The organism is Sphingobacterium sp. UME9 (assembly GCF_014170215.1).
Taxonomy (GTDB): domain Bacteria; phylum Bacteroidota; class Bacteroidia; order Sphingobacteriales; family Sphingobacteriaceae; genus Sphingobacterium; species Sphingobacterium paramultivorum.
In genome coordinates this window covers 120,735-139,872 of the sequence record NZ_LZZP01000001.1, presented here as the reverse complement: position 1 = coordinate 139,872, position 19,138 = coordinate 120,735, and the positions used below count along the sequence as shown (strand labels likewise).

Annotated in this window: 15 protein-coding genes and 1 tRNA gene; 8 read left to right on the top strand and 8 right to left on the bottom strand. The window is 37.4% G+C overall.

All coding sequences use genetic code 11. From position 1 onward, the window contains the following. Positions 1-130: 130 nt before the first annotated feature. A complete protein-coding gene (locus A9970_RS00600) occupies positions 131-3,268 on the bottom strand; it encodes a GH92 family glycosyl hydrolase (RefSeq protein WP_182980945.1) in 3,138 nt (1,045 codons plus the stop codon). Positions 3,269-4,007: 739 nt separating this feature from the next. Between A9970_RS00600 and A9970_RS00595 the strand changes: the two genes are divergently transcribed. Then, positions 4,008-4,769, top strand: a complete 762-nt coding sequence (locus tag A9970_RS00595) for a response regulator transcription factor (protein ID WP_159728976.1) — start codon at positions 4,008-4,010, stop codon at positions 4,767-4,769. Here the strand turns inward: A9970_RS00595 and A9970_RS00590 are convergent. Together A9970_RS00590 and A9970_RS00585 are read right to left on the bottom strand one after the other, a co-directional pair. Then, positions 4,766-5,476 carry a hypothetical protein gene (locus A9970_RS00590; RefSeq protein ID WP_182980944.1) on the bottom strand — a complete coding sequence of 237 codons (711 nt, stop codon included), beginning with the start codon at positions 5,474-5,476 and terminating at the stop codon, positions 4,766-4,768. The genes A9970_RS00595 and A9970_RS00590 overlap by 4 nt on opposite strands. A 114-nt stretch (positions 5,477-5,590) precedes the next feature. Then, positions 5,591-6,340 (bottom strand): ThiF family adenylyltransferase, encoded by a 750-nt coding sequence (locus tag A9970_RS00585; RefSeq protein WP_182981011.1) that lies wholly within the window; start codon positions 6,338-6,340, stop codon positions 5,591-5,593. A 180-nt stretch (positions 6,341-6,520) separates the two neighbouring features. On the opposite strand from A9970_RS00585, the gene A9970_RS00580 reads away from it, so the two are divergent. Then, positions 6,521-6,871 (top strand): DUF2200 domain-containing protein, encoded by a 351-nt coding sequence (locus A9970_RS00580; RefSeq protein WP_159728982.1) that lies wholly within the window; start codon positions 6,521-6,523, stop codon positions 6,869-6,871. Between the two features lie 33 nt (positions 6,872-6,904). Here A9970_RS00580 and A9970_RS00575 read toward each other — a convergent pair whose 3' ends face one another. Both A9970_RS00575 and A9970_RS00570 read right to left on the bottom strand, forming a co-directional pair. Further along, positions 6,905-8,158, bottom strand: coding sequence for a PQQ-binding-like beta-propeller repeat protein (locus A9970_RS00575; RefSeq protein WP_182980943.1), 1,254 nt, complete (start codon positions 8,156-8,158; stop codon positions 6,905-6,907). A 24-nt stretch (positions 8,159-8,182) separates the two neighbouring features. Continuing rightward, on the bottom strand, positions 8,183-9,397 hold the full coding sequence (locus A9970_RS00570; protein ID WP_182980942.1) for an exo-beta-N-acetylmuramidase NamZ domain-containing protein: 1,215 nt from the start codon (positions 9,395-9,397) through the stop codon (positions 8,183-8,185). A 225-nt stretch (positions 9,398-9,622) separates the two neighbouring features. On the opposite strand from A9970_RS00570, the gene A9970_RS00565 reads away from it, so the two are divergent. Both A9970_RS00565 and A9970_RS00560 read left to right on the top strand, forming a co-directional pair. Further along, positions 9,623-10,489 (top strand): AraC family transcriptional regulator, encoded by an 867-nt coding sequence (locus A9970_RS00565; protein ID WP_182332881.1) that lies wholly within the window; start codon positions 9,623-9,625, stop codon positions 10,487-10,489. 176 nt (positions 10,490-10,665) lie between these two features. Continuing rightward, positions 10,666-12,186, top strand: a complete 1,521-nt coding sequence (locus tag A9970_RS00560; RefSeq protein ID WP_182980941.1) for an acyl-CoA dehydrogenase family protein — start codon at positions 10,666-10,668, stop codon at positions 12,184-12,186. 82 nt (positions 12,187-12,268) lie between these two features. Here A9970_RS00560 and A9970_RS00555 read toward each other — a convergent pair whose 3' ends face one another. Beyond that, complete coding sequence (locus A9970_RS00555) at positions 12,269-14,209, bottom strand: IGHMBP2 family helicase (RefSeq protein WP_310889253.1); 1,941 nt, start codon at positions 14,207-14,209, stop codon at positions 12,269-12,271. A gap of 187 nt (positions 14,210-14,396) precedes the next feature. Between A9970_RS00555 and A9970_RS00550 the strand changes: the two genes are divergently transcribed. The 3 genes from A9970_RS00550 (at position 14,397) to A9970_RS00540 (ending at position 15,868) form a co-directional block, all read left to right on the top strand. Beyond that, the gene (locus A9970_RS00550) at positions 14,397-14,735 is read left to right on the top strand and encodes a cupin domain-containing protein (protein WP_159728988.1); all 339 of its coding nucleotides are present in this window, start codon (positions 14,397-14,399) and stop codon (positions 14,733-14,735) included. 124 nt (positions 14,736-14,859) lie between these two features. Continuing rightward, the gene (gene bla, locus A9970_RS00545) at positions 14,860-15,561 is read left to right on the top strand and encodes a BlaB/IND/MUS family subclass B1 metallo-beta-lactamase (RefSeq protein WP_153846196.1); all 702 of its coding nucleotides are present in this window, start codon (positions 14,860-14,862) and stop codon (positions 15,559-15,561) included. Between the two features lie 233 nt (positions 15,562-15,794). After that, positions 15,795-15,868 (top strand) — tRNA-Ala (locus tag A9970_RS00540). A 73-nt stretch (positions 15,869-15,941) separates the two neighbouring features. Here the strand turns inward: A9970_RS00540 and A9970_RS00535 are convergent. Further along, a complete protein-coding gene (locus A9970_RS00535) occupies positions 15,942-16,370 on the bottom strand; it encodes a nuclear transport factor 2 family protein (RefSeq protein ID WP_083663549.1) in 429 nt (142 codons plus the stop codon). A 342-nt stretch (positions 16,371-16,712) separates the two neighbouring features. Here A9970_RS00535 and A9970_RS00530 point away from each other — a divergent pair, with 342 nt between their 5' ends. Beyond that, positions 16,713-17,915: a hypothetical protein gene (locus A9970_RS00530; protein WP_228280351.1), complete on the top strand. Its 1,203-nt coding sequence runs from the start codon at positions 16,713-16,715 to the stop codon at positions 17,913-17,915. 3 nt (positions 17,916-17,918) lie between these two features. Here the strand turns inward: A9970_RS00530 and A9970_RS00525 are convergent, their stop codons facing one another. Further along, positions 17,919-19,043 (bottom strand): peptidoglycan bridge formation glycyltransferase FemA/FemB family protein, encoded by a 1,125-nt coding sequence (locus tag A9970_RS00525; protein ID WP_182980940.1) that lies wholly within the window; start codon positions 19,041-19,043, stop codon positions 17,919-17,921. Positions 19,044-19,138 lie beyond the last annotated feature (95 nt).

Genomic DNA, 19,138 nt, shown 5'->3' with positions numbered 1-19,138 from the left:
ATGAAACTACAGATATAACGCCGTCCGAAGGCAGTTTCTTATATCAGACCTCTTAGTTTAACCAAACTTTAACACATCCTTACTATACTTCAACTCGCCCTAAGTATGGTGCGGCAATAAAATATATCTTTTATTGGTACAATCCCCATTGCTTATTAGGGCTGGCTCCCATTTCTAAGACGAGCTCTCCTCCCTTTAGAAGTTCAGAAGCATCAAAGTAAAAGGTATTGAGGGGTTTTCCATTTAATGTTGCGCGTTGTACATACATATTTTTCTTATTTGCATTTTTCGCTTTGATAATAAACTGTTTACCTCTTCCATATTTACCATCCAATCTAATCTTAACCTCCTCAAAGAGTGGGCTTCCTATTTCATAAATTGGTTTGACCCTTGTTCCGCCATCTATCTGAAATAAACCAATAGCATTCATGATATACCAAGCACTCATTTGCCCCTGGTCTTCATCGCCGAGATAAGCATTCGAAACCCCTTGGCCATAATAGCGCTCACCTATGGAGCGGCTCCATTTTTGTGTCAACCAGGGCTTATTCAACCAATTAAAAATATAGGCAAAATGCATTGATTGCTGATTTCCCTGAACAACAGGATAATCCCAATATTGATCATTAGGGCCATTATAGCGCCATTTTTCACTTTCTGGAAATCCCCATTCCAATCGTTTTAAAAACACATCCTGGCCGATCATTTTAGCTAGTCCAGGAATATCCTGTGGCACAAAAAAGGTCAATTGCCATGCATTTCCTTCGACATAATGATGGTTAGCTCCCGATTTAAAAGGGTCAAAATCTTTATACCATTCTCCTTTTGAATCCTTCATCCGAGCATATCCGCTACTGACATCTATCGCATTTTTCCACCAGTTTCCGCGATCATTGAAATAGCGATACTCCTGCTCTTTTCCTAGCGATTTTGCAAACTGCCCAACTGTCCAATCGTCAAAACTATATTCCATTGAATTTGAAAACCGGCCCACATCATAGGGAACGTACTTATATTTTAAATAGACATCCAAATCCCTATTACCCGCAAAACCACCTTCAAATTTCAATGGACTCGTTGTCTGCATTTTTTTAACAGCTTCAAATGCCTTTTCAGTATCGTAGTCTCTAATCCCCATCTGGTATGCCCCAACAATTAACGGTATTTCATGTTCAGCAACCATGACGGGTATATACTCCATTCCAGCCGGCCCTTTCGCCAGCCAGCCATTTGCGTCATACATCGCAAGTTGCGATCTAACCCATTTACTGGACCATTCCGGTGTAACCAGATTCCAAAACTGATTTAAATTCCAAAAGGTATTCCAGAAAGCATCACAGCCTAAGGCGAGATCCCCTTTATGGGTTAAAGTTCGTATCACTTCATCCGAAGACCTCCATTGACCATTCACATCACTAAATGTGTTTCGGCTTGCCAAAGTGCGATACATATTGGTATAGAATTTCTCTTTTTCAAAATAGTCTGAAGACTTTATCTCCAATCTACCTAAAAGTTCATCCCAAACTTTATGTTGATTTTCCACGACCCGATCAATGGACCATCCGAATGGCTCCGACAATTCCGTTTTTAAATTCTCCTCTGCATTGGCTAAGCTCACATAGGAAATCCCCGTGCGCAGTTGTACAGCCTTATCTTTGTGCACATCAAATTCCACGTACATTCCCGCAAATTGAGCACTATCGGCGACCAAATCGGTCCGTTCTGTTATCTTATCATTATGCCATGTACCATAGTTTTTTATCGGTTTATCAAACTCCATCACAAAGAATACGACATAATCCTGTTTTGCATCCGTGGACCAAACGTTTTCAGATAATTGATTACTGTATCCTACAACCTTATAGTCAGAAACCTTTTTCAGCGAGAAATCTTTAATTTTATAATCATATTCTCCGTTAACTTTAAGATCAATCATAATACGTCCTGTGTCCGACTTATGATAGGTATATTGTTGAAAGCTGGAACGTGTACCAGCCGTCAATTTTACATCGATATCGTGATCAAGGAGATGAACAGCATAATATCCCAATGGAGCCTTTTCGCTGGTTTTATCTATTGCTGATCGATATCCTGAATTTGTACTGTACTGATCTCCGACCCGAGTTTTCAATTGACCTGCTGTCGGAAATGTTCCCAATCCAGCCATTGTCCATTCGTGAATATGGCTAAAAGTACCAATAGATTCGATAGAAGGCTCATAACCAGCCTGCCAGCCAATATTTTGGTTATCTGGACTTATCTTTACCATGCCAAAAGGCATCCACGGTCCCGGGGCTATCATCCATCTGGAATGTGCTGCACCCATCATCGTGTTCACATAATCTGAAACTCCACCTAGTCTTTTTGGGCCCCGCTTGATTGTTGATGACTGTATTAATTGCCCATTACTATAAATTTCATACTTACTCCATATATCCTTAGCGACATAAGGCATTGGTATTTCAAGTTTCGCTGTACCTTTTTCAAGTGTTTTCTCATAAATTTTCTTTCCATCTAAGACTACTTTCAACTGTTCATCATCTTTCAATTTCAAGAGATCAACCAGCATATTTTGGACGGGTTTCCCTGCACTTAGGATCTCAAAATCAGCTTGCTGTACATTTTTAACAATTACAGAGCGATTAGCTATTAACTTTACTTGCTGTGAACCCAGCAGTTTAAAGGAATCAAATTCAACCCAACCTCCCTTTATGACAGTCATGGTAATCTGATTTCCTCCTTTCTTAATGAGATCAGCTGGTAATGTTATATTTATCGTAGAATTTCCAGATTTTAAAGGATTCTCTAGCGGCTCACCATTTCCTGCTCCCCGCTCCACCTCAAAATTATAGGGCTTGCCATTGATTGCGATCTGTAGCGTAGGTCTATTTTTAGGGTCACTATTTGCTAATTTAACCTGGAGTGTGCACTGACCATTTTTTATACTATTGTTTAACACATAGTATAGATTAAAAAAATGTGTTCTCAGACCAGAGGTTCCTCCAGTCCCCCCCCATTCATTGGCCGGACCGGGCAATACATAGGGTAAATCCCTTGTTAAAGAAGATTGACCGATGATAAATGCATTGTCTTCATAACCAAAATCATGTTCCAGAAATTTCTTATATCCATTCGGGGACAAGGCAAATTCGCTGCTTGAACCGTCTGGATTCCCCAATTGCCAAATTGCGTGCTCCTGACCAACAACAGACTGCACACACATGAACAACAGACCGGTGGCAAAAGAAAGTGAGAAACGTAATTTCATAAGTGTCAGTTTTTATAATTTTTAATTACATCAGTTGCTTTCCTCGTAAACTGCACGAAACAATTCACAAAACACATCACATTGTACATACATTAATAATCTACAAAAAACGTTTAAAAGCAAAACTTTAAGCACAATATTACTACAAAAAAAACAAATATCAAACGAATAAAATCAAAATGTATATACATATAAAAAGAAAAAAATAAACTGAATCTAATTGACACAAGCGTGGGAAAATGAAAGGTTTTGATTCTTAGATGGAAAAGAGCTGCATTTTGCAAAAAAGGGCAAAATATAGTCCAGTGAATAGCTACTCAGAGAAATAGTTTTATAGGAAATTAGCGGGAATTGTTATTATATTTGCTCCAAACTTTGTCAAATATCTTATTTATTTAAAAATTATTATTGGGAAATTGATTTCAATAGGTTATATTTATATAATTTAATTGCAATATTGGGCAAAGGTAAGCAGTAAAACTATTAGATTTATAATCTAATAAATATTCTACACATTTGTGTAGGACATTTATTATCAAGTAAAATAGAGACAAAAAGTGTTGAAATACGTCATTTTTTAGTTCTAGAAAAACATAAAACACGTATAAATACTTAACAAACGGCTATTTTAAATATTTTATTTGAATTTAAGTCATTATTTTTGCCTTACAAATTAGCGTAAAATTTTCGCTAATTTATTATTTAGATACTAGAGTAAATCCTTTTTGTAGTTTACAATATGAAAGTTGAGATTGAAGATTTTTTTAAGCCGGTATATGTTAAAGATAATTTTACTAAGGATGACTATGAAATTGTAGATGCCTATATTAATTTTGCAAAATCTCTCAGCAAATTAACTTACCAAAGCATATATTTAATTGATTATTCAAAAAAGAGCTTTCTGTTCGTGTCTGATAACCCTATATTTTTATGTGGAAATACTCCTTCTGAAGTTCAAAAAAAAGGATATCAGCATTATTTGGATAATGTACCTGAAGGAGACTTACTGCTGTTAAAGAAAATAAATGAAGTCGGATTCGAATTTTTCGAAAATCTTCCGACTGAAGACAAATTAACACATTCAATATCCTATGATTTTCATTTGAAGCAAGCTAAAGGAAAACCTCTTCTTATAAACCATAAACTGAAGCCTATTCTTTTAGACAAATCTTCAAACCCCTGGATTGCACTATGTGTAGTTTCCATTTCTTCACATGCCAATGCGGGGAATATTAAGTTTAAATCTGACGATGCGGGCAAACAATTTGAATATAATTTAGATACTGATCTTTGGGTAGAATCTCCTCATGTCAAACTAAAACCACGCGAGAAAGATATTCTTCTTTTTTCAGCTCAGGGATTCACAATGGAACAAATTGCCGATAAATTATACGTTTCAATTGATACCATTAAGTTTCACAAAAAGCAAATATTCTCAAAATTAAAGGTGAAGAGTATTACTGAAGCAACAGCACTAGCTATTGAGCTATCTCTATTCTAATTAGATACTCTATTTTTGCTGCCATTATTATCATGAAAACCCATATGTTTTGCTTTAATAGCAAAGCTATCCGAATCATCACTATTAGCTAAACAATATTGAGCGACTTTATTTTTTTGAATGAAGTAATCGAGCCATTCAGTTCTAATATAAATAGGCAGGGTTTCTGAATATAAATAGATGATTGGGCTGCCAAGCTCATACGAAGGTATCCCAAGTTTTAATAGTGTACTGACCAGCTTTTTGTCACATTCGGCGATGATTAAGCCGTTATCCAGAAAATAGGGCGAAAAAAATGCATCAAAGAGCATCTTTTTCAAAATACTGATCCGTTGGCCTTCAATCTTCTTCGAAATAATAAATCGTCCGATATGCCAATAGTGATTTACGTTTTGCGATAAAAGCTCTTCTTTTGATACGGAAAATAATTTTTGAATGGGTAATACTGTTTCTCTATCCCAATAAGTAATGCGAATTGATGCATGGATATTATGCATTTTTCGATCACGCAAGACATAATAAATTGAAGTATCAAAAAAACTTAAATCTTCGCCTAACAAATTTTTATAATGATGCGCATATTCCTCATTAAGAGAATCATCCAAATTATAATATTCAGCTGTCGTCCTTAAATAAAAATGAATGAGTTCAAAAAGTTCTTCCTTTTTAAGTTTAGTGAAATAATAATTATCAGATGTCCAATTCATGTAGATGGTATTCAAGAGCAATAAAAATAAGCACTTTCCTCCTAAATTCCTTCCGCATTAAAATTACTACACAAAAGTGTAATAAAACAATCGATTCTTTATCTTATATTATAGTTAGCTAATCATGGATAAATAATAGGAATCGGGAAAGAATTTCACCGGTTTTGCTGTTGCCAAATTGAACACGATGTGACTTACCATGCCAGATAGGAGGTATAAACCTAGGGATAGCTGCGGCGGAGGTGACGTCAACGCTATCTTTCCATATTCTTCCAAAAATTCCTCAAACCATTTCGTTTCTATACCCTTTGCTTTTAAACTATCCACAATGAAATTACCGACATTTAATTCGAATGTCTGATGGGCCTTTTCCAATGACTGCAGATTGAGACCTTCGGGCGGAAGCACCGTTAAAAATCCGGCCCAACCCAAATTATAAGGATGTACTACTGGTATATTTCTTTCGGTCATATATTGGTCAAAAACAAAGGGAATATCAGAAGAAAAATCCAAGGCATTGATAGCAACTTTATGATTAACACCGATATCATATAGATTATCTTTGTTGATAAATTCTGGAAATACCGTTATTTTGGCTTCCGGATTAATTGTCTGTAAGCGATCCTGCAAAGCAATTACTTTCTTTACACCAATATCCTTGTTTGTATAATTTTGTCTATTTAGATTTGACAATTCGACAATGTCACCATCAGCAATTGTCAAATTTTCGAACCCCATACGCAACAAGCATTCTGCAATATAACTTCCTATTCCGCAACCTCCTATCAGCACAGGAAAGTCTTTGATACGTTGTTGATCCTCTTCTTTAATATGTATGTTATTTCGAATATACCTCAAATCCATATATAATCTTTCAATAATTTTGTATCGCATAAAAATAGAATTATAATTTATATTATTATTAAAGAAATTGCTAAGTAAATTTTATAGTTACGTAGCAATGATTCTGCTTAATTTAGCCAACTATCCTTTGTTTTTATTTTCATTCAAAATGAATACCTTTAATAAAATCAATGTGTAAAAATGGATAATACAAGAATATATCGCATGTCATTTGCTGGTGTATACCCGCTTTATATACAAAAGGCCGAAAGAAAAGGACGCACAAAAGAAGAGGTTGACGAAATCATTTTCTGGCTTACCGGCTATAACCCGGTATCCCTACAGCAAACGATTGACGATAAAATTGACTTTGAACATTTCTTTAAACAAGCACCTTGCTTAAACCCGAATGTTTCAAAGATCTCTGGTGTAATCTGTGGCTATCGCATTGAGGATATTGAAGATCCGCTGGTTCAGAAAGTTCGTTATCTCGATAAATTAATTGATGAACTGGCCAAAGGTAGATCCATGGAAAAAATTTTGAGAAAGTAAGCCCTGCTACGATTTGTAAATAGCGCGTACTTACTATTCCAATGCATAGATGGCACCATCAGTGGAACTAAAATAAAGCCGATTTTCATCAATCCATATTGTTGAAAAGATACTTCCCATCTGCAGGTAGTCTGCAAACAGTCTTGTAATATCATCTTTATATTTTTGCTGCAGATCGGGGTGGAGCATATTTTCATCATTGAGAAACAATTGCCTATTCTTTTTACTCGACTCAGTTTGAAAAATAGGTACAACTTCTCCGTTTTTTATATCCAATCTATAAATTACACCATCCAGCGTTCCAAAAAAAGCCTCATTACCAGCAATTGAGGCACTGCTAAACGTGTTTAAAGGTACTTTAGGCTCAACTATTTTCACGCCGTCGATTCTATTTAAAACAAGTATACTATAGGAATCGGACATGGTTACGACAAGCTTTTCGGCAAAAATACTAGGAACACTTGTCCAGCTTCCCGGTTGATGATATACCCAAAATCCACTTCCATTCGTGGCATTTAGCGCATATACATTAAAGTCACGCGCACCAAAATAGACTGTACTGTCAGCAACAACTGCGTTGAATTGAATCTCGCCTTTTGGAAAATAACGTTCGCCAACTGTTTTAAACTTCCAATGAAGGGTACCATCTTTTTTCAAACAATAAAAATAACCATCAAAACTACCAATGAAAACATGGTCGCGTGCCAACGTTGGGGCTGCATGCACAATACCTCCAGTCGGGAATTTCCAAACAAGTTTTCCCGATTTAGCATCTACGGCATAGACATGATGATCCCCAGAGCCAAAATAAACTACACCATCTGCAACCGCAGGAGATGAGAGGAAATAGTCCCATACATCATAACTCTTTTCACCATCGGTTGAAAACTGCCATAATTTTCGACCTGTTTGGGCATCCAGGGCATACAAGTAGCCATCAGTGCTTAAAAAATACACTGTTCCGGCATCAAGAGCAGCAGTTGACCGAATTTCACCGGTAGTTTTATACTTCCAAAGTACATTACCGCTCGTTTTATTCAATGCGTAAAGATTACTGTCGCAAGACCCGACAAAAACGATATCCTTCCAAACGACGGGCGAAGAAAACAGCCTTCCCTTTGTTTTGAATTTCCATTTCAACGCGGGATTTAACCTAATGTTAGATTGTGCTGTATAATTTTGACGATCTAGACTTCTAGCCAGATGCTGCGCCCGTAACTGACAAAAACATCCCACTGTAATAAATAGGATAATAATTGGGCGCCAATCATATTTTAGTCCAAACATCGATATACTTTTATTCAGGTTATATTATTGATAGATAAGGTATTTTTCCCTAGTCTTTCTATAATTACTTAGGCCCGGCTCCCAGCTTTTTCGGATTTCTTCTTCCGAAACACCGGCTTCAATTTGCTTGCGAAATAAATCTACGCCCACGAGCTTTTCGATACTGCCAATCTGTTTCGAAAATGATTGATCAAAAAACTTGTCTTTTTCCGGAGAATTCCGATAAAGCGCTATCATCCAGGATAGGTTTATTTTTTTGCTATCTACAAGCTGCTGCAGATCATATTTACGCAGGTCTATTCCATAACATTCTTCATTCATAAACAGTGGCGATTCACTCATCCCTTTTTTACTGACGGGGACAAATGAGAAGTCATATATACCCTTATAGATTGGGCTACCAATTACAACAAAGGGATAATCGGTGCCTCTGCCATGATTCACTTTCACACCTTCAAAGAGGCAGGTACTGGGATATAATAGTATGCTTTGTTCCGTATTTAAATTGGGCGAAGGATTGACTGGTAACTTATAAAGCATACTATGATCATAATCTGCTACAGGAATAATCTTCAATTTACATTTCTTTTTAGTATCCATCCAACCTTCTCCATTGATCATCTGGGCGAATTCAGCTGTAGTCATCCCATGTGCAATAGGAACTGGGAATTGCCCGATACCCGACTTATGTTTTGTCTCCAAAATAGGACCATCAATTAGGTAGGCATTGGGATTGGGCCGGTCTAAGATCAAGAGCTCCTTATCATTTTCTGCGCAGGCTTCCATAATATCCCGAAGGGTATTAATGTTGGTATAAAATCTCACCCCCATATCCTGCACATCATAAATAAACAGATCGATATCTTTTAGATCCTTCGCTGTTGGCTTTTTCTTATTCCCATATAAAGAGACAATAGGAATTTTAGTTGTCGGATCGATTTCGTCCCCCACTTTAGTTCCATTACTTGCATTGCCTCGAAATCCGTGCTCAGGCCCAAAGATTCTCACAATCTGAACCCCGCGTGCAAGTAGACTATCAACAAGGTGTCTCCCTTTAATAACCGTAGATGGATTGCCCAATATTGCAATGCGTTTATTCATTAAATAAGGAAGATAACGCTCGGTCTGCTCGGCTCCAGTTTGTATACGATCATTACAATAATTCAACGAGATCTGTGCTGTTGCATTTCTGAACAGGAATAGAGTCAATATAAAAATGAGCACTGGTTTCATATTCATTTGGTTTATAATATTAAAATATAGCCCCTGAGCATCAAGCTATTTATCCGATTGCAAAAACTAAACTAAGGATAAAGCTTTATTTTAGCAAATCATTTGTTAAAATTGATAAACAAGTTTTATCCAGCTACCTTTGGAGTATTATTGGGAGCATGATTTACACATGAAACAATAGATGACATTCAGAAGCTGTGGCATACTAAATTTTTATAATAATAATTGATAATGGAAAAGCAGGTAAATGCGGGTGAATTTGTAGATCGTTTTATGACAGGTAGTTTGGAGCATCTTCGCTACCAGCAATCGCCGATCAAGATATTTCAGCTCAGTGAAATCGCTCCTTACATTAAATTCCCTACCCCACCTATTTTCTTGGGCTATAACCTCCTCGTTCATATAACTGAAGGTTATTTTAAACATCAAATTGGAGCTAAGGAATACGTTGTAACAGCTCCGGCAATTCTTATCAGCAATTACGGCAATATCTCAACAATAAAGTCGGTCGATAAATCCGCGAAAGGACATTGCGTTTTGATCAACGACAATGCAATGACTTCCATATTCAGGGAACAGGAGATTTTGAATATCTTTAATATCTCGCCCTTACTGAACTTAACTGCGCGAGACAGCAGCGATCTTCAAGAGCTTTTTAGATTGCTTTATAATGAACTGCTTTCGGAATTACCTTATCGAGAACTATTTGAAAATTTATTAAAATCGGCAATTCTAAAAATCATCAAGCTATCTTCATCCAACCTAGCCCTCAATCGGAGACAGGAAATTGCTATGATGTTCAAACAGCTTGTGCACAAAAACTTCAAAAAGCAAAAAAATATTTCATTCTACGCGGATAAACTCGCGGTATCTACAAACTACCTTAATCGATGCGTATTTTCTGTATTCAAGAAATCGTCGAAGGAACTCATTCTTGAAGTGCTGATTATGCACAGTCAATTTCTATTGTTTGAATCCACTAAAAGCATTGCAGATATCTGTTATGAATTGGATTTTTCTGATCCTTCTTATTTCTCACGGCTTTTCAAAAAAATAGTTGGCGTTTCTCCTACTTCTTATCGAAACAGAGCAACTTAGGTTTTCAATATGCACGATTTGTCCTATCTTTTATACTGAAGTACACAAGAGAATCAAATTGATTGCAGTTATTTTTGTGTAAGTGATTGAAGCAAAAAGAGAATTTCAGTTCGGTAGTACACTTTATTCTCGATGTTTCAAATAAATTGTTCCATCATTTAATTACATATTTAAAGATGCTTAAGGTTTCAGAACACAACAATATAACCCAAGATTTCGATTTGTTTATTGCGGATTTTAAAACTAGGCTATCAAGCTTATTTAATAAAGAGTATGATTACAACTCGCTCAGTTTAACGCGAGGGCTACCGCCTGAGTTTTTAGCAGAGATCATGAAAATGCAACCCTTGTCGGTTGCTATTCCAGAACACCACGGTGGTCGGGGCCTTCATGTAAAAGAATGCTTGGGCGTACTGGCAGCAGCTTCTTATGAATCCCTATCTTTATCGCTAATCTTCGGGATTAATATTGCGCTATTTTTGGAACCTTTTGCCAAATACGGCGACACCTTACTTCAAGAGAAGGTATTCCCTCAATTTTTGGAAAACCAAGCTATGGGGGGACTAATGATTACCGAACAAGCTTACGGCAGCGACGCACTCAATATGCGAACATCTTACGAACAAAAGGACGATAAGTACTATATAAAAGGTGAAAAACACTGGCAAGGTCTTACTGGAGCTGCAGACTTTTGGCTCGTGACAGCACGCAAGAAAAATGAAAACGGAGAACTGGTGCGGGATATAGATTTCTTTGTCACAGAGAACGCCGTCGAAGAACAAAAGATTGTTGTTACAAAGAAATACAATAGCCTTGGTCTCTATGCGATTCCTTATGGTGTGAACGACATCGACATCAATGTTCCCACAGACCACAAACTAAATCCGGAAAGTACAGGAATTAAATTGATGTTAGATACCCTCCATCGCAGTAGATTACAGTTCCCTGGAATGGGCATGGGTTTTATAAAACGGATGTTGGATGAGGCCATGAAGCATTGTTCCGAACGTCGTGTATCGGGTATTAGTTTAAATGAATTAGACGCTGTTAAATTTCAATTGTCGCGCATACAGGCTGCATTTACATTATGTTCTGCAATGTGTTCATACAGTGTCTCGATCAGCTCTATCCATAATGACCTTTCAGCCTATGGTGTAGATGCCAATAGTGTGAAAGCATTTGTGACAGACTTAATGCATGAAGCCGCGCAAATATGTGTGCAATTATCCGGTGCAAATGGCTACAGGTTAGACCATGTTGCCGGTCGTGGCCTCATAGACAGTAGACCTTTTCAAATCTTTGAGGGTTCAAATGAAATGCTTTATTCTCAAGTTGCTGAAGCGATCGGTAAACTTATGCGCAAAACCAAAGAAAGCAACTTATTGTCTTTCTTAAAAAAATATAGCTCAACTGAATTTGCAGCACCATTTTTCTCATCAATCTTGAATTTTGACTTTCCGCTACAGCCGAAACAGCGCGAACTGGTTACACTTGGAAAGATAATCGCCCGCGTCATTTGTTTTCAGTATGTTTTACAAATTAACAACGCCGGGTTCAATGATAAGATGACAGAAATAACACGTCAACACGTGAGCATGGATATTTATATGTTGGTAGGCCAATTATCGAATAATAATAATGCCGAACCACTTATGAACTACGACGAAAACACAGATTGGATGAAATTCACTTCTTAATAAGGAGAGATTACAGGAATCAATCTAGTCAGTAAGTTTCAATAAAAGCAAGATGCCACTTCATAGGAAGTGGCATCTCGCGTTATATTGCTGAAATATCCCATTCCCACACACTATGATAGTGCCCTATCGACTCGGTATAGGCTATAAATTCTCGGTAAAACGGATGTGAACCTATTGTAGCACTATCTCCAATAACAAGCAGTTTCTTCTTAGCCCTCGTCATTGCCACATTCATCCGGCGAACATCAGACAAAAAACCAATCTGCTGTTCGGCGTTACTTCTTGTCAAACTGATATAAATAACATCTTTCTCCTGTCCTTGAAAACTGTCTATTGTCTGTATTTTAATCAAGTCATTAAAAGGTCGTAGCGCGTCTTCCCCATCCAATACCTCCTTCAATAAAGTGGCCTGCTTTCGATAAGGTGCGATCACCCCGATGCTCAGGCTTTCATCTCTGTTCAAGGAAGCTTTCCAAGCCCCAATATGGTCGTTCAGATGAGCTTTAATAAAATGAGCTTCTCCAATATTGAAGATTGCGCCGTCACTTTCCGTTTCTTCAAACCCCGCTCCCGCTGTATCAATAAATAAGACCGGTTCGGTATCCAATGCTAAGCTCCACTTTGCCACTGTACTATCTGCTCTCAACAAGCCATTATACAAGGCTGAGGACGGATATTCCATAATTTGTTCATTCATTCGATACTGTACATCTAGCAAAGAAACTAATTGCGGATTATGGTCTACCAATTTTTCGAATAATGTATGACTCAGACCATGGTTAGATACCCTACTAGATTTTACTGTTGGAGGTAATTGATTGTGATCACCGGCCAAAATAAGCCGATGTGCCTTTAATATCGGTATCCAGCAAGCAGGCTCCAATGCTTGTGCGGCCTCATCAATAATGACTGTTTCATAGCTGCGATTGCGAATAACCTCATGATTCGATCCAACCAAAGTTGCAGTGATTACCTGGGATTTATCCAAAACATCTGCACTGATAAAATCCTGAATCTTATCGACATCTTTTCTGATTCGATGGGCTTCATCAAACAATGCTTTTCTTTGCTCCCGCTCAGCCTTTCCAAAATTACGCTTATATTTTTGAGCCATCTCTGTATACGTCCGCACTTGCTTTTGAAGTGTTTTAATATCCTTATTTGCGGGATGTCGATCAATCTTTGCATCGAGTGTCAATTCTTGAAGATGTTCCGAAACCTTAACGGGGTTTCCTATTCTTGTTACTGCAACTCCAGCAGCGTCTAAACGTTCGGTTAACAGATCAACGGCCGTATTGCTCGGTGCAACAACCAACACTTGCTTGTTGTATTGTTTTAGCAATGCTTTCACAGCCTGAACCAACGTTGTTGTTTTCCCTGTCCCCGGCGGCCCATGCAAAAGAGCCACAGTACTTGCTTCCAATAGCTGTTGGATCGCTTTATTTTGCCCCGTATTTAAGCTGGGATGCTCATAGAATTTTCCAATAGAAGCAATCGGAATCAACTCTTCACCGATTAATCTTCTCACAAAACTACCTTGCTTTGCATCTCCGCTCAATTCCTTTCCTTTCTCCAATGCATTGAACATCTCCCGATAGGAATACTCATCAAATAATAAATCAACACCAAGCTTCCCTCTTCTGCTCCATTCTGGAAGTTCATCGACACGAAATGAAATTCGCATCCCGTCCCTATTGATCGAAGATATGATGCCTTCTATTCGATCTCGGTCGGGATCGTGATTTGAAAACAGGCAAACTGGCATACCGAAGCGAAACTTATGTTCGACCTCATAATGATTTGTTCGATTTAAATTAACGGACAAATAGTCTCCTCTTCCAAGCTCCGTATCTGTTATCTGAATCGGAAACCAGGTGACACCTTGCATTCTTCGTTCATTCAAACTACTTTTCAACAACAAATTTTCATGTTGTAATCGATCAAATTGCTGCTCTTCTTGTAATAAAGTAATAAGCTCGTCGAAATAATTCATCGTGTAATATACATATTGCTCAGGCACAAAATAACTGTTTTTTCACTTATTTGAGTCTTTTGGTTTTTAATTCGCCACATCTTTTATCAAATTTTGCAAAGCAAGTTGATATTCTACAAAAGAAGCAATGGATCTAGCCGTAAATTCATATTTATTTGCTATAATTGGAAAACAGAGCATTTTCCAATCGAAACATCCATAAATCAATAATTAGATGAGCGAAATATTCTTACACGACAGCGAGCAGCAATGGACAGACCTCGGCGAAGGCGTTATGCGAAAAATACTCGTTTTTAATGATGAACTCATGCTCATGAAAGTTCGTTTTAAAAAAGGAGCCATCGGTGCCCTTCATCAACACCCCCACACACAGATTTCTTATGTTAGTGCAGGAAAATTCCGATACCATATTAATGGTGTCGATAGCATCCTAACTGCAGGCGACTCTTGTATCATTGATTCGCAATTGATTCATGGATGTGAATGTCTTGAAGAAGGAGAACTGATCGATTCGTTCACTCCTTATCGCGAAGACTTTGTTCAGTCTACCTAAAAAATGTATTAATAAGGTCTTGAAAAAATAATAATCATTTTGTTCTAACGTTAATGCTATAACATTCAAAAATATGATCTCACTTTTTTCACCCTATATTCGCACAAAACTCGTTGGTTTGTGCATGAGCATTGGTTTACTCGGTCTTTCTCCATCTCTACAAGCGCAAGAAAAACCTCTTTTAATAGAGAAGATAAATCCGCAACTGTATCTTTACACGACCTTTAATACATTTGGAGGCACCAAATATGCTGCTAATGCTGTATATCTAATTACGAAAAAAGGCGTTATCCTCTTTGATACACCATGGGATTCCACACAATATCAACCCTTATTGGACAGTATCAAACAAAAACATAATTTACCCGTCATTGCCGTTTACGCGACACACTGGCACGAAGACCGGGCAGGTGGCTTTGCTTATTACAACCGCATTGGAATTCCAACCTATGCAACAAAAATGACGAACGACCTGCTAAAGGCAAATCACAAAGCCCAGGCCACTCATCTTGTTTCCACCAATAAAACCTACAGCGTCGGCGGACAGTCTTTTGTTTTGAACTTTTTTGGTGCCGGACACTCCATGGACAATGTTGTTGTCTGGTTTCCCGAATATAAGATCCTAGACGGTGGTTGTTTTATAAAAAGCTCCGAAGCCCAAGATCTAGGATTTACGGCAGATGGGGATATAAAATCCTGGAAGCCATCCCTAGCGAGGTTATTGGCAAAATATCCTAAAATTAACATGGTTATTCCTGGCCATGATGCCTGGAAAGATAAAGGTCAGATAAAGCGAACCGAAGCTCTTCTTACAGAAAAACAATAATACATCTGGATGAGCGTAAGTAGGTAGGTCTTAAGATATCTTCGTTAAACGTACTTGTTTTTCAATAGGATTGAAATATCTTGAAACAGACAAACATACAGCTCCTTGATTCTAAAGCATTTACACCATAAAAAAAAGCGACTAAATAACATGCGTAGAAAAATATGTAGAAAAATAAAAAAGAGGCTTTGTTTATCCAAAAAAGTACTATCTTAGCGACACCAAATAAAGCTGGGGCATTAGCTCATTTGGCTAGAGCGCTTCGCTGGCAGTGAAGAGGTGATCAGTTCGAATCTGATATGCTCCACAAAAAAAGGGTACTTACTCTATTCTAAGTACCCTTTTCTTATTTTTAATCGACCAATTTTGACGGCAAATTCTTATTTATAAGAGTTTACAGATTTAGAAATTTTCCAGGTTCCGTTTTCTTTAACAAGTGTGATCAGATCTGTTTTCGCAAAACCATCAAATTGCATAGTAACTTTCGCTATTGCATAATCAGGTAATTCTTCAACGATCTGTGTTGTTGTTCTGCAGTTCATCTTGATTCCTTTTTGTTTTTTCAAAAATTCAATCATCTCATGACGGCTATGTTTCAAATCTTGTTTACCGCAAATTTTTTGGTCAAAATCAGCTGTAAAAAGCTTATCCAAATTAGCTACTTGACCTTCGGTCATTGCACCAACGTATTCATCGATGGCCAAGTCAGCAGTAATTAAATTGCGTTCTTCTGGCTTAACTGAAGCCATTGAGCAAGTAGAGATTGCAATCATTGCCGCTGCTACAAATGTTTTTACTAAAGTTTTCATATCTTTTTCAATTTTATAATGTATTAGTATATTTTCTTATTTTATTGTCGCTTACTATATAAATTTGTTGCGTACTTTTTTTATTTATTTTCTGATTCAAAGTTAAGACAACTCATATATTGATTTCATTACATTTAGATTAACATTACATTAAAATCGGTAAATGATATTTTTTTCTAGGCGAATGAAATTTCCAATCAATTCTCTTTATAGCCAAAACGTGACAGAATGAATAAATTATTGGTTTGAATATTGTTATTCTGTCTATTTCCTGCTAGATTGCATTCTTTCATGACACACTACGATAGCGCATACCTTTTTTATATTAAATGGTCTATTTTGATGGTTCTACTTGTACTTGCCGATACTGCATATGCACAACGTCCCGTCAATGAAATAGAAACCACCAAACATCTCGCTGATACAAGTAAACAACGGGACCTGATTGATATTGGAAAAGAAATATTAAATATCAAGCCACCCCAAACTGTCGATAGTACAGGAAAGAAAATCTATTTTTCCTTTTTACCCTTTTCGACAAATGTTCCTGGAGGAGGGCATGCTTTAATTACAAGTACAACCGCAGGATTTTATTTAGGAGATCGTTCCGATACCTATATGTCCAAAATGACATTTACTCCCTACACAAATTTTGGAAAACGATTTGGTCTGCCAATCCGTTCTTACATTTGGTTAAAAGAGAATGCATGGGTGATTGATGGCGATATCCGTCTACTAAAATACCCGCACGAAACTTGGGGAATTGGCAAAGAGCATCATGGCGACCAGCAGATTAATTTAGATTACACCTACTTTCGTTTATACCAACATGCATTAAAAAGAATTCATGGTGGCCTTTTTATGGGAATTGGCTATGACTTAGATTATAGAATGAATATTAAGTCTACGAGCAATACCAAGCTCGAAGACTACACTTCCTACCCTTATGGAACAGATTTAAAAGACAATACCATGTCTTCAGGAGTCAGCTTCAATTTAATTTACGATACACGCGCCAATTCGATCAATACTTGGTCGGGTAACTATGCCAATTTACAGTTCCGTGTAAATCCGACATTTTTAGGAAGTGATCAGAATTGGAAATCGTTATTTCTCGAAGTTAGACGATACCATAGGCTTACCCAAGACAGAAATCGCCAAAATATGATTGCCATAAGAAGTTTCTTCTGGACCGTATTTAATAGTAAAGCGCCCTATCTTGATCTTCCTAATTTAGGATGGGATCCATACAATAGTTCGGGAAGAGGCTTTCCAGTCAGCCGTTTTCGTGGCAAATCACTTTACTATTTAGAAACGGAATATCGTCGTGATATCACCCAAAATGGCTTATTTGGATTTGTTGCATTTATGAACTTTACGACATTAAACGGGCCAAAGAATTCCATGTTCGAGGACTGGAACGTCGGCACTGGTGCTGGTGCACGAATTAAGTTTAACAAAAACTCGGGCACCAACATTGGAATCGACTATGGTATCAGTAAGAATCACCGTGGCGTTAGACTCACCTTGGGTGAGGTCTTCTAATTTCTAACTCAAATGATAGCTCTGGTTTTTAAACTCCATTGAGGCATAGTACTGATATTTCCTATTGTCCAAGGGATAATCCCAACAGCCCATACGGTGGTAGATTTCACCACCAAATCCTGTTTTGAAACGATAAAGTCCATATAAAGGGTGTGAAGGATCTGCCTGTGGCGATACTCCAAAGAAATCATATTCTGTACAACCTTTTTCTTTCGCAAGCTGCATCGCACGCCATTGCAAAGCGTATGTCGCCATATAATTACGATTTTCGGAAGCAGAAGCTCCATATAGATAAGTCCCCCGATTTGCAGCAATTACCAAAAACATAGCGGCCAAAGGCTTGCTATCCACTTCGGCTACTAAAAGATATACATCTGCCGGAGATAATGTATCACTTGCCCTTGCAGAAAGAACGATCTTAAAATAGCTTATATCATGTAAGAAAAAGTTGTTTCGAAGAGCTGTCTGCCGATAAAGCTCATACCAAATCTCCAAACTTTCAAGTCCCAGCGAACGCACACGTACTCCTTTTCGCTCTGCTAAATTAATATTATATCTTGTCTTAGATTTCATATTTCCAAGCAACATATCCTCACCCTTTCTAAGATCCATAAAAATAGTATTGGAAGGAAGTATGTCTGTATTGGCTTTATGAAAGTTCCAGTTTTCTGTATTAAAATTAAAGCGCATTTCCTGAATACGTTTCTCCGGCACCCCTAGCCAATTGCCATGAAGGTCATAACAATCATCCTCTTTAGCCCAATGTGATTCCCAAGATAGATCATAGCGTATCATTATACAATTTGGTGGCAGATGGGAACGTAAACTCTCCGATAACTGTTCTAAAAAATAGCCCTGGTTTTCATCTGAAGGTTCAATCTCAGGTCCATAAGGTACATAGGCAATGCTATGTTCCTGATCTATGGCTTGAATGATAATTAATAGATCGCCGATAAAATAGGTATCGTCGTCGACCCCAACATACAGATCGGATTGTTTGGATTTAAAATTAAATGCCTTGGATTGTATACCTTGCATTTTTTTTACTGCAGACCAATAAGCAGTTTGTTGAATAATACCTGTTTTATAAAGCCCACTGATTTCTTTGTCACTAATGTCTGCTATCATGATATTTTACTATTTAATAGGGTTGTTTTTATAAGATATGCACAAAATAACCACAATTTTAACACCCAAAAACGGCAAACATAGCCAAAATGTTT

Excerpts from the sequence above, each read along its gene's own strand:
- bla (WP_153846196.1), top strand. The coding sequence starts at position 14,860 with ATGAGCATTGGTTTACTCGGTCTTTCTCCATCTCTACAAGCGCAAGAA.
- A9970_RS00535 (WP_083663549.1), bottom strand. The coding sequence starts at position 16,370 with ATGAAAACTTTAGTAAAAACATTTGTAGCAGCGGCAATGATTGCAATC.
- A9970_RS00565 (WP_182332881.1), top strand. The coding sequence starts at position 9,623 with ATGGAAAAGCAGGTAAATGCGGGTGAATTTGTAGATCGTTTTATGACA.
- A9970_RS00525 (WP_182980940.1), bottom strand. The coding sequence starts at position 19,043 with ATGATAGCAGACATTAGTGACAAAGAAATCAGTGGGCTTTATAAAACA.
- A9970_RS00585 (WP_182981011.1), bottom strand. The coding sequence starts at position 6,340 with ATGGATTTGAGGTATATTCGAAATAACATACATATTAAAGAAGAGGAT.
- A9970_RS00575 (WP_182980943.1), bottom strand. The coding sequence starts at position 8,158 with ATGTTTGGACTAAAATATGATTGGCGCCCAATTATTATCCTATTTATT.
- A9970_RS00580 (WP_159728982.1), top strand. The coding sequence starts at position 6,521 with ATGGATAATACAAGAATATATCGCATGTCATTTGCTGGTGTATACCCG.
- A9970_RS00530 (WP_228280351.1), top strand. The coding sequence starts at position 16,713 with ATGGTTCTACTTGTACTTGCCGATACTGCATATGCACAACGTCCCGTC.
- A9970_RS00550 (WP_159728988.1), top strand. The coding sequence starts at position 14,397 with ATGAGCGAAATATTCTTACACGACAGCGAGCAGCAATGGACAGACCTC.
- A9970_RS00560 (WP_182980941.1), top strand. The coding sequence starts at position 10,666 with ATGCTTAAGGTTTCAGAACACAACAATATAACCCAAGATTTCGATTTG.
- A9970_RS00590 (WP_182980944.1), bottom strand. The coding sequence starts at position 5,476 with ATGAATTGGACATCTGATAATTATTATTTCACTAAACTTAAAAAGGAA.
- A9970_RS00600 (WP_182980945.1), bottom strand. The coding sequence starts at position 3,268 with ATGAAATTACGTTTCTCACTTTCTTTTGCCACCGGTCTGTTGTTCATG.
- A9970_RS00570 (WP_182980942.1), bottom strand. The coding sequence starts at position 9,397 with ATGAATATGAAACCAGTGCTCATTTTTATATTGACTCTATTCCTGTTC.
- A9970_RS00595 (WP_159728976.1), top strand. The coding sequence starts at position 4,008 with ATGAAAGTTGAGATTGAAGATTTTTTTAAGCCGGTATATGTTAAAGAT.